Source organism: Pseudoalteromonas sp. UBA2102, assembly GCF_002331165.1.
Lineage (GTDB): Bacteria > Pseudomonadota > Gammaproteobacteria > Enterobacterales > Alteromonadaceae > Pseudoalteromonas > Pseudoalteromonas atlantica.
Genome location: NZ_DCYU01000095.1, coordinates 1 through 9,036, shown reverse-complemented (window position 1 = coordinate 9,036; position 9,036 = coordinate 1). Strand labels below are relative to the sequence as shown.

The 9,036-nt window shown below is 38.7% G+C and carries 8 protein-coding genes; 3 read left to right on the top strand and 5 right to left on the bottom strand.

Annotated features, from left to right (window positions below; genetic code table 11):
• Positions 1-660: Hpt domain-containing protein (locus B2R65_RS13275; RefSeq protein ID WP_286743367.1), on the top strand; the 660-nt coding region annotated here is incomplete at its 5' end.
• 14 nt (positions 661-674) lie between these two features.
• Here the strand turns inward: B2R65_RS13275 and arcA are convergent.
• From arcA to trmB, 4 genes are all read right to left on the bottom strand, one after another.
• Positions 675-1,391, bottom strand: a complete 717-nt coding sequence (arcA, locus tag B2R65_RS13270) for a two-component system response regulator ArcA (protein WP_004587530.1) — start codon at positions 1,389-1,391, stop codon at positions 675-677.
• A 490-nt stretch (positions 1,392-1,881) separates the two neighbouring features.
• Entirely contained in the window at positions 1,882-3,486 is a 1,605-nt protein-coding gene (locus tag B2R65_RS13265) for a HAMP domain-containing sensor histidine kinase (protein ID WP_286743364.1), read from the bottom strand.
• A gap of 154 nt (positions 3,487-3,640) precedes the next feature.
• Entirely contained in the window at positions 3,641-4,666 is a 1,026-nt protein-coding gene (locus B2R65_RS13260) for a methyltransferase (protein ID WP_286743361.1), read from the bottom strand.
• A gap of 44 nt (positions 4,667-4,710) precedes the next feature.
• Positions 4,711-5,436 carry a tRNA (guanosine(46)-N7)-methyltransferase TrmB gene (trmB, locus tag B2R65_RS13255; protein WP_024031613.1) on the bottom strand — a complete coding sequence of 242 codons (726 nt, stop codon included), beginning with the start codon at positions 5,434-5,436 and terminating at the stop codon, positions 4,711-4,713.
• A gap of 161 nt (positions 5,437-5,597) precedes the next feature.
• On the opposite strand from trmB, the gene mutY reads away from it, so the two are divergent.
• Positions 5,598-6,659, top strand: a complete 1,062-nt coding sequence (gene mutY / locus B2R65_RS13250; protein WP_286743357.1) for an A/G-specific adenine glycosylase — start codon at positions 5,598-5,600, stop codon at positions 6,657-6,659.
• 33 nt (positions 6,660-6,692) lie between these two features.
• The gene (locus B2R65_RS13245) at positions 6,693-6,965 is read left to right on the top strand and encodes an oxidative damage protection protein (protein ID WP_004587535.1); all 273 of its coding nucleotides are present in this window, start codon (positions 6,693-6,695) and stop codon (positions 6,963-6,965) included.
• A 49-nt stretch (positions 6,966-7,014) separates the two neighbouring features.
• On the opposite strand, the gene B2R65_RS13240 is transcribed toward B2R65_RS13245, so the two are convergent.
• Positions 7,015-9,036: hybrid sensor histidine kinase/response regulator (locus B2R65_RS13240; protein WP_286743354.1), on the bottom strand; the 2,022-nt coding region annotated here is incomplete at its 5' end.

Below are 9,036 nucleotides of genomic sequence, written 5' to 3'. Positions count from 1 at the left end.
TCGTTTGTAGAAACCGAAGACGAGCTAGATTTAGTACTACTTGATATGCAACTGCCCGATATAAATGGTGATGAGGTGGCAAGACAAATACGTGCCGATAGCCATTTTGATAAATTACCTATCGTTGCGCTTACAGCGAATGTACGTAGCGCCGAAGAAGACTTAGAAGGCATTTCGGTGCAAGGGGCGCTTGCCAAACCCATTAATACAATAAAGCTTGATAAAATGCTGGCTGATTTGTTTGATATTCAACAAAGTGAATCAGACAAGCCGCTGCTAACGGTAAGTAAAGAAGCGCTTGAGGGTATTAATGCAGGTGTGCTTGATGTTGAAACCATTGAAGACTTTGTAAACTCTATGGGGCTTGAAGTATTTAAGCGCAGCAGTGGTTTATTTGAAAAACTAAACCCGCAATATCAGCAAGAGCTGCAAAGCGCGTTAAATGAAAACGACAGGGAAGAGTACAAATCGGTGGCGCATAAGCTTAAAGGTGCTGCGGGCTCTGTAGGATTAAACGACGTACAGTTACATGCTAAAAAGATGGAACACGGTGCGCTTGATGAATCAGATGAAGTACTAAAAGAATGGTTAGATACATTGGCAGATAAAATAAATGAAGGACAAATTGCCCTTCATTCGTTTTTACAATTATTAGAGTAAGCGGTTTACTCTAATTAAGCGTCGATTTTACCAATAAAGCGGTAACCTTCACCATGGATGGTGCTGATTAGCTCAGAAGTAGAATTATCACTTTCGAAGTGCTTACGAATACGACGAATCGTTACATCTACTGTACGGTCATTAGCGCGAAGCTCACGGCCAGTCATATGCTTAATAAGTTGCTCACGGCTAAAAATACGCCCTGGAGAATCAAGCATTAAACGCAACGCTCTGTATTCACCTTTAGGTAAACGCTTAGCATCACCATTTGGTGACGTTAAACAACGGCTGTTTTCGTCAAGTTCCCAACCGTTAAATGTAATTACACCGTTGGTTTCTAGCACTGACTCTTCGCCGCCTAGCGCTGTACGGGTAATTAAGTTGCGAGCGCGTATAGTCAATTCACGAGGGTTAAAAGGTTTAGTGATGTAATCATCAGCACCAATTTCTAAACCTAAAATACGGTCTACATCGTTATCACGGCCGGTTAAAAAGATTAAACCGACTTTACGTTTTTGGCGTAATTCACGTGCTAAAATTAGCCCGTTTTTACCCGGTAGGTTGATGTCCATAACTACAAGATTGACGTCATCATTATTTGTAAGCTTGTCATGCATATCATCGCCATCAATGGCTTCAATAACTTTGTAACCTTCAGCTTCAAATAAACTCACGAGGTTTAGTCGAGTTACGTCTTCATCCTCTACGATTAGAATGACTGGCGTTTGCATTATTAATTAACCTTTTTGGAATATTTTATTTACAAAAAATCGAATTTTAACTAAATAATTCGATTACTAGAGATTATAGGATTATACCCAAATGTTAACAAGAAAAAACAAGTTGGATAAAAATAAAACAGTAGGGGTGTTCCAAACTAACCAAAAGGCATTGTGCAAAAACTACTGTTTAATGATATATAACGGATGCAGCTTTTTGAATTATGAAAACGAAGCCATTTCCTTTAATAATTGATACATCCACCAATCGCTTAAAGGTACTAAAAATAATCGCGCAAATTCAAAACGGAATTATATCATTTTATAACCTTTCATCAATGTATGTGATACTGCAAAAGCAATAAAGTTCAGAAATTGTATCGCTTAATTATTAGATCAAGTTAAATAATTAAACATGAAATATCACATGCTCTCTCTATAAGGTCATTAAATGGTAATTCAAGTAAAAAGCGTAAATAAATACTCTTTTTTTAAACACTTTTTATGGAATTGTAATAACAAAGCGTACGCCGGGTTTTGCATCTAGGTCATACAGTATATGCCCACCTAATGCTTGGGTTACTAAGTTGTACACTAAGTGCATGCCTAAACCACTTGCCCCTTGGCCTCGCTTAGAGGTTACAAATGGGTCAAATATCCTGTTTTTGACATTTTTATCAACGCCTTGGCCGTTATCTGTGTAGATTATTTTTATTTGTGGGCCTGTTATTTCTATATCAAACTTAATTTCGTTATTTTCGCTATTGCTAAAACCATGAATGGCAGAGTTTAAAATAAGCTGTTGGAAAATTTGTTGTAATGGCTCAGATTTACTCTCAATGGTTAAATCACTCGGACAATTAATCACTACGTTAGGCTTTGACTTTATTAACTCTGATTGAATCGACATTAACACATCAGATATTAACCTATGGATGTTTACATGGGTCTTAATCCCGTCATCTTGAATTACAGCTACCTTTTTAAAGTTAGAGATAAGGTCGGCCGCACGATTTAGGTTTCTATAAATTAAATCAAGGTTTTCGATACCTTCGTCAATAAAGCGTTTTAATTGGTTAGAAGTAAGAGACTTATTATCAAAACTAAGCTGAATGTCGGCAAGTTTATCGCGCAGCAAGGTTGAGCCAGTAATACCTAGGCCAATTGGGGTGTTAACCTCATGGGCTACGCCGGCTACCATTTGCCCTAATGAGGCCATTTTTTCGTTTTCTACTATTTGTTCTTGGTATTGATGCATTCGCTCAAGGGTAGAAAGCAGCTCTTGGTTTGCTTCACGCAGGGCTATTGTTCTTTGGCTTACCTTTTCTTCTAAGCTTTGGTTGAGTTGTTTGATCTCTAGTTTGTCTTTTTCATGACGTTCTATTTGCTTACGGGTGCGAGTAAGCATGATATTTAAGCTGTTTGATAAGGCTGTAACCTCTTTTACGCTGGTGCTTGGTGCGCGTACGTCATAATTATGATTTTTTGATACGTCTTGTAGCAATACACTTAAGTGTTCAATAGGGTTAGCGATACTTTTTTGTGTTTTTATCGCTATAAAGTACACAAAAAACAAAATAAACAGGGTAAGGAAAATATCTATAATAATTTTTTGTTTTATAAATTCATCTAGGCTTTCTAAGCTGCCACGCATATAAACGTAACCCACCACCTGCTCGTTATTAAGCACAGGTGTTATTAGCTCAATGTAGTTGTTGGTCACTCTTGGCTCGTTAAGCTCTTTAATGCTGTCTACTCGCAGCGGAACAGGTGGGGTTTTTTTAGCATTAAAGCTAATAAAAAATACAGGTTTACTCGATGTTTTTTCTATTGCGTAAATATGAATGTTTTTAACAAGGGGGATTTTATCAAACGACTTTAGGCGTTTTTCTTCTGTTTTTCTGTCGTCTTTTACCAATGAACTTGCGGCATCAAAAGCAACAATATCGGAAAGGATCACGAGCTTGTTTATGATCAGTTCCTTTTGTTCTTTTACACTCATATAAGTGGAAATTGAAACCGATAAAGTTAAACAAATAGCAGTGATAAGCATGATGGTGTTGATCAGCGCTTTTCGAATACTTTTTTGATGTACTTTTTTTGGCATTATTGCTGCATCGCCTAAGCATGAATATTTATATTTAGAACTTTAGTTTAGCAAAAACCATAGAAAGTGAAGGGAAATAGTGAAATTAATTCTGATATTTATTCGAAAGTTAGGCTAAGTATTAATTACACTTAGCCTAACTAAGTATAATTAGTTAGCTACTGTAAACGGCAAATTTGTTATTTTTGTACACAGTGTGGAAGCTACCAAACTGCGCCTCTAAAATTGGCGGGTATTTTAAAAAGCTATTAGCCACTATGCTTAGCTTTCCTACCTTGGTTAAGTGCTGCTTAGCATTTGATAAAAATGCTTCTGCAATTGTGTAGTCGGTCGCTATGCCAGTATGAAAAGGCGGGTTACTAACTATTAAATCAAACTTGCCGCTAATATTTTTTAAGCCATCACTTAGAATAGTGCCGCCTTTAATATTATTAAGCTTTAGTGTTTGCTCAGTAGCATAAGTTGCAAGCGCGCTGACATCGCTGCAAGTAAAAATCAGTGCTGGGTTTTTAATACCTAAAAAAGTGGCTATTAAGCCCGCGCCACAGCCAAAATCCAGTACATTACCTTGTTTAGTGGTAGGGGCATTTTCTAGCAACATTTTTGTGCCAGCGTCTAAAGCGCCGTGGTTAAATACTCCCGGAACACTTATAGCATCAAACTCTACTCCTGCTACATTTACTCTAAACGTTTTATGGTAGCGGCTAATCTCAAAGGTTGGGTTGTTCTCTAGTTGCTCAAATGAGAACAAAATACAATGCTTAGCAGAGTCAATTTTATTACTGTACTGCGCTTTGCCCGCGAGCTGTTTTTCTATCGATTTAACGCCACTTTTATTTTCGCCTACCACAAGTAGCTGTGCTTTTTCGTTAATAACGGCGCGAATATTATCAAGTGCCATTAATACTTCAGGCTTTGATTTTGGGTAGTAAAGAATGACTAAATCATAATCGTTGGCGGCCATTTCATGGTTAACACACACGTTTATGCCATTTATTTTTTTAGCAAATTCCCCATTAGCATGGTTATAACTAAATGCGGTGATGGCACTTTGAGGATTTAGCTGCTTTAGCTCTGCTAAAAAGCCATCTTGAACAAAGTTGACCACCAAGATAGATTTTCCCACTAGTTCTTCGCTATTACGAAGTAACAGTAAACTTGGGTTGGTTAATACGCTCATAAATGGCTTTGCCTTACAAATTAATGATTAATAAATTAGTGTAATTATTTTGTGCGCTCAAACATCAAGTCCCATACGCCGTGACCTAAACGGTGGCCGCGCTGTTCAAACTTAGTTAGTGGGCGCGAATCAGGGCGAGGTACGTAGTCGTTGGTAGATGACTGATTTTTATAGCCAGGCGCTGCTTGCATAACTTCTAGCATGTGCTCGGCGTAGTTTTCCCAGTCAGTAGCCATATGAAAAACACCGCCAATTTTTAATTTTGTACGCAGTTTTTCCGCAAATTCTGTTTGCACTATACGGCGTTTATGATGACGCTTTTTATGCCATGGATCAGGGAAGAATAACTGCAGCGTTGTTAAGCTTTCATCTGCAAGGCAGTCAGCGAGTACTTCTACCGCATCGTGTTCAAATACACGTAAATTAGTAACACCGGCCTCATCTGCATCCATTAAACATGCGCCAACGCCTGGGCGATGTACTTCAATACCAATAAAGTTTAGGTGCGGTGCATTTTTCGCCATTTCAACTAATGACTTGCCCATACCAAAACCAATTTCTAATACTACATCATTGTTATTGCCAAATACTTGGGCTAAGTCGAGTAGGCCGTTTTTATGCTCAAGCCCCATAGTTGGCCAGCATTTTTCAATTGCGGCAGCTTGGCCTTTAGTTAAGCGGCCTTCGCGTTTTACAAAACTGCGAATTGTGCGGATATACTTACCTTCTTGCTTAGCTTGCTCAAGGTTGTTGTTACTTGATTCACTCATATTATTGGCCTGACAAAAACAATGTGTTTAAAAATGGTTGCGTATTATCCCTGACCACGCAGCTAATCACAAGTATTAGCGTGTTATAGCGCCTTCATAGCTTGATCTTTTTATTAACTGCAATAGACTGAGCCGCTATTGAGCATGAGTTAAAGTAGTATATGTTGGATTTAAATAAACAGCAGTCAGACAAATTTGCTAACCAAGTGGTTCAGTGGTATCACCTTCATGGGCGTAAAACATTGCCTTGGCAACTAGGTAAAACACCTTATAAAGTGTGGGTGTCAGAAGTAATGTTACAGCAAACGCAAGTTGTTACGGTTATTCCATACTTTGAAAAGTTTATGGCAAGCTTCCCTGATATCATTGCTTTAGCAAATGCAGATGAAGATTTAGTGCTGCATCATTGGACTGGCTTAGGTTACTACGCACGGGCACGTAACTTACATAAAACGGCCAAAATAGTTCGAGATAAATACCAAGGTAAATTTCCAACTACACTTGTAGAAGTCATGGATTTACCCGGGATAGGGCGCTCTACCGCAGGTGCGGTATTATCGCTGTCGCTTGGCCAGCACCACCCTATTTTAGATGGTAATGTTAAGCGAGTGCTTGCCCGTTATTTTATGGTTGAAGGGTGGTATGGGGTAAAAAAAGTAGAAAACCAACTTTGGCATTTGTCTACCCAGTTAACCCCTAAAAACAATGTGACTGAGTTTAACCAAGCCATGATGGACTTGGGCGCCAGCCTTTGCTCTCGCAGTCGCTTTGATTGCCAAGCGTGCCCACTTAATAGCGATTGTGGTGCGTTTAATGCCGGTAAAGTAAAAGAGTTTCCTCATTCTAAACCTAAAAAAGCGGTTCCTAAAAAGAGTTGTCATCAGTTAATAATTCAACACAACGAGAAAGTTTTAATGGAAAAACGCCCAAGTAGCGGTATTTGGGGCGGTCTGTTCGGCTTTTTTGAGTTTAACGAATACAGCGAAATGGTGTTATTTTTAAATCAGCAAGGCTTAAAAACCGAGCTGGAAGAGTTAACGCCTTTTACTCATGTGTTTTCGCATTTTGAGCTGACAATAAACCCACATGTGCTTAATATTAATAACGTACCGGATGTAGTAAACGATAAACAACTTGTGTGGTACCCACTCGATCAATCTATAGAGGTGGGTTTAGCCGCACCGACTAAAAAGTTGGTTAAACAAATGAGCCCAATAGGTTAAACTATTAGCATTTAGCGCTTAAGAGAGTCAATTATGGCACGTACAGTATTTTGTCAAAAGTTACAAAAAGAAGCCGAAGGGCTTGGATTTCAGTTATACCCTGGTGAACTAGGCGAGAAAATTTTTAATAATATTTCTAAAGAAGCATGGGGCCAGTGGCAGCATAAGCAAACTATGCTAATCAACGAAAAGCATTTAAATATGATGGACCCAGAGCACCGTACGTTTTTAGAAGAGCAAATGGTTGGCTTTTTGTTTGAAGACAAAGACGTAGAAATTGAAGGTTATCGACCTCCTGAAAAGTAATTTTTAGGCATAAAAAAGGGCTGTATAGCCCTTTTTTTATAGCTATATTTTATAGCGTTTCTTCATCAGTATTCGCTGAGCGCACTTGCTCTTTTAAAAACTGCGCAGCTTTAGAGTATTCAATTTCAAGGGTATCTCTTTGCGCTATTAGCTCATCAGTATCAAGCTCTGCATTTCGACATTTCTCTTCAAACTCTTCTGCACATTGCGCAACGGCCTCTGCACCAATAGTTTTAGAGATAGCCTTGAGCTGATGACAAGCACTGCTTATCTCGTCTCTGTCATTAACCATAACGCCGGAATTAATGCTTTTAATTAGGCTTTGGCTTTGCTCTAAAAACATTTTGAAAAAGCGTAATTGTTTGGCTTCGTCGCCGTTTACATAAGTAGATACTGCGTCCATATTAATAGGCATGGCAGGCTTTTGATGAATAACAACAGTTTGGTCTTTATTATGCTTATCATACCAACGCTTTAAGGTATCTTCTAAGGCATTAAGCTCTATAGGCTTAGTAATAAAGTCATTAATACCTACCGCCAGGCAACGCTCTTTTTCACCTTTGAGCGCATTGGCAGTAACCGCAATAATATAAGGCTGAGCGTCTATAGAGTCTAACAACTCGGCTTCATCACGAATTTTTTCAACCATATCGTAACCTGACATTTTTGGCATATGTAAGTCGGTTAATATGAGCGAGTAATTGTTTTGACGCCACATATCTAAACCTTCTTCACCGTTATTTGCTACTTCAACGCCATAGCCTAGTATATGCAGCTGGTCGGTTAAAACTTGCTGGTTTAGTAGGTTATCTTCTACTAATAAAATGAGTTTATTCGCATCGCGTGCTTGTTCAACATTTAAATAATTGTTGAGTGTTTTTGTTTTTTTAATTTGTTTAGGTTGATGCAAGCCTGCTGCTACCAATATCGACATCATAAAGTTAGATTTACACAGCGGTGAGGCATTAATATAAAATACATTTTTATGGTTTATAGCGGCTTCATCAAGCTTACTTAATACCACTACTTGTTGATTATTATCTTCAAGTGAGTAAATAAGACGACGCAGTAAAGAGTTAACTTTTTCCATATCATCTATGCCATCGACAACCCATATAATGTCGTGCTGCTCTTGTTGAGCTTCTATTTCTTGCTGGTTGTGCACGTAGGTAATTTTAGCGCCCATAAACGATAAATAGCGGTACATTGCTTTTTCGCGCTCTAAATGATTGCTCACTACCACTACATGTTTGCCATTGAGCGCATTTTTATGTGCGTACTTAATTTTTCCTGAGGTACCAAATGGAAGCTCAACGGTAAATTCGCTACCAATGCCTGCATGGCTAGTTACATTAATAGTACCGAGCATAAGCTCGGTTAAACTTTTACAAATAGAAAGCCCTAAACCAGTGCCGCCGTATTCACGGGTAATTGAGTTTTCGGCTTGCACAAACGGGTTAAATATTTCTCGCAGTTGCGCTTGGGTCATGCCCTTGCCGTTATCGGTTACGCAAAAACGCAGCGTAAAATGATCCGCCGTATTATGGGCCACTTCTACCGATATTTTTACGTGCCCTTGGCGTTTGTCATCAGTACTGGTGAACTTAATTGCATTACTACAAAGGTTATATAGTACTTGGCGAACCCGTATTGTATCGCCAGTTAAATTAGTTGGAATATCTGGCGCAATAGAAAGCTCTAAATCTAATTTGCGCTTTTTAGCAACAGATGAAAGCACGCGAGCCACTTCTTCAATCGTATCAGTAACTGAAAAAGGCGTAGGGTCAATATTTAGCTTACCCGCTTCAATTTTAGAGAAGTCTAAAATATCATCCAAAATACTTAATAGTGAAAACGCTGACTCACGGATAATAGTACTTAAACGATGCTGCGCGCCATCAAGCTCTGTTTGTCTTAATAAATCTATAGTGCCAATAACGCCGTTCATAGGGGTGCGAATTTCATGGCTCATAGTGGCTAAAAAGGTCGTTTTAGTTTCGCTAGCGCGTTGTGCTTTTAATGTCGCTTGCTCTAATGCAATTGTTCTTTGTTGTACTTCGCTCTCAAGGCC